At 74.2% G+C, this 2355-nt stretch carries 1 protein-coding gene; it reads left to right on the top strand.

The features are described 5' to 3' along the window. Positions 1–2355 (top strand): xanthine dehydrogenase molybdopterin binding subunit (xdhB, locus tag ESO86_RS15570; RefSeq protein ID WP_277985240.1); only part of this gene is annotated, 2355 nt, incomplete at both ends.

The following is a 2355-nucleotide window of genomic DNA, read 5'->3' as shown; positions in this document are numbered from 1 at the left end:
CTCTCGGACCGCCCCGCCGGCGCCGTCGCCGCCACGCCCGCCGCCCACGACCGCGCCCGGCTGCACGCCACCGGCACCGCCGTCTACACCGACGACCTCGCCGCCACCCGCCGCGACGTGCTCACCGCGTGGCCGGTGACCTCGGCGCACGCGCACGCGCGCGTGCGGCTCGACGTCGCACCCGCCCTCGAGGTGCCGGGCGTCGTGCACGTGCTCACCGCCGAGGACGTGCCCGGCGTCAACGACGCGGGTGCGAAGGGCGACGAGCCGCTGTTCCCCGACGAGGCGCAGTACCACGGGCACGCGCTCGCGTGGGTGCTCGGCGAGACCGCCGAGTCCGCGCGCCTCGGGGCCGCCGCGGTCGTGGTCGACGCCGAGGCGCTGCCCTCGATCGTGACCGTCGAGGAGGCGATCGCGGCCGGGTCGTTCCAGGGCATCGCGCCGACCGTGCGGCGCGGCGACGCGGCATCCGCCCTCGCCTCGGCGCCGCACGTCTTCGAGGGCGTCAGCGTCGTCGGCGGGCAGGAGCACTTCTACCTCGAGACGCACGCGTCGTTCGCGCACGTCGACTCCGAGGGGCAGGTGTTCGTCGAGTCGAGCACGCAGCACCCGTCGGAGACGCAGGAGATCGTCGCGCACGTGCTCGGCGTGCCGAACCACCGCGTCACCGTGCAGTCGCTGCGCCTCGGCGGCGGCTTCGGCGGCAAGGAGATGCAGCCGCACGGGCTCGCCGCCGTCGCGGCGCTCGGCGCCGTGCGCACCGGGCGCCCCGTGCGACTCCGGCTCACGCGCGCGCAGGACATGACGATGACCGGCAAGCGGCACCCGTTCCACGCCACCTGGCGCGCGGGCTTCGACGACGACGGCCGCATCCTCGCGCTCGAGGCGACCCTGACGTCGAACGGCGGCTGGAGCCTCGACCTCTCCGATCCCGTGCTCGGGCGCGCGCTGTGCCACGTCGACAACGCCTACTGGATCCCGGACATCACGGTGCACGGGCGCATCGCACGAACGAACGTGACCTCGCAGACCGCGTTCCGCGGGTTCGGCGGGCCGCAGGGCATGTTCGTCATCGAGGACGTCCTCGGGCGCGTCGCGCCGCAGCTCGGCATCGACCCGGCCGTGCTGCGCGAGCGGAACCTCTACCGCCCCGGCCAGACGACCCCGTACGGCATGGAGGTGCGCCACGCCGAGCGGATCGGCGAGGCGTGGTCCCGGGTGCTCGACGAGTCCGAGTTCGCCCGCCGGCGCGAGGAGATCGCGGCCGCGAACGATGCCGAACCCGACGTCAAGCGCGGACTCGCGATCACCCCGGTGAAGTTCGGCATCTCGTTCACGTTCACCGCCTACAACCAGGCCGGCGCGCTCGTGCACGTCTACCGCGACGGCTCGGTGCTCGTGAACCACGGCGGCACCGAACTCGGCCAGGGCCTGCACACCAAGATGCTCCAGGTCGCGGCGACCGCGCTCGGCGTGCCGCTCGCGCAGGTGCGCCTCGCCCCCACGCGCACCGACAAGGTGCCGAACACGTCGGCGACCGCGGCATCCTCGGGGGCCGACCTCAACGGCGCGGCCGTGAAGGACGCCTGCGACCAGATCATCGCGAGGCTCCGGCCCGTCGCGGCGAACGTCCTCGGCGTCGACGAGGCCGACGTGCGGTTCGAGGACGGCCGCGTGCACGGCGGCGACCCCGCGGCATCCGTGCTCTTCGGCGAGCTCGCGGCGACCGCCTACGCCGAGCGCGTGCAGCTCTTCGCCGCCGGCTTCTACCGGACCGAGGGCCTCGGCTGGGACCCGGCGACGATGACCGGCACCCCGTTCAAGTACTTCGCCTGCGGGGTGGCCGCGAGCGAGGTCGAGGTCGACGGCTTCACGGGCGCGACCCGGCTGCGCCGCGTCGACATCGTCCACGACGTCGGCGACTCGCTCTCGCCGCTCATCGACCTGGGGCAGGTCGAGGGCGCCTTCATGCAGGGCGTCGGATGGCTCACGCTCGAGGAGCTGCGCTGGGACGAGACCGACGGACCCGGGCGCGGGCGCCTGCTCACGCCGTCGGCGAGCACCTACAAGCTGCCGAGCTTCTCGGAGCTGCCCGACGAGCTCAACGTGCACTTCCTCGAGCGCGCGCACGAGGACGGCGCGATCTACGGCTCGAAGGCGGTCGGCGAGCCGCCGTTCATGCTCGCCTTCAGCGTGCGCGAGGCGATCCGCGAGGCCGTCGCGGCGTTCGGGCCGTCCGGGCACTCGGTCGAGCTCACGGCGCCGTCGACGCCGGAGGCGGTGTTCTGGGCGATCGAGGCAGCGCGGCAGGCGAGCCGGAGCGTCGCGACGGACGGCGCGCGGTCGACGGATGCC

The sequence above is a fragment of the Agromyces binzhouensis genome (assembly GCF_004135055.1).
GTDB lineage: Bacteria > Actinomycetota > Actinomycetes > Actinomycetales > Microbacteriaceae > Agromyces > Agromyces binzhouensis.
The sequence above is the reverse complement of the archived record's forward strand: the minus strand, read 5'-3'. Positions and strand labels throughout refer to the sequence as shown.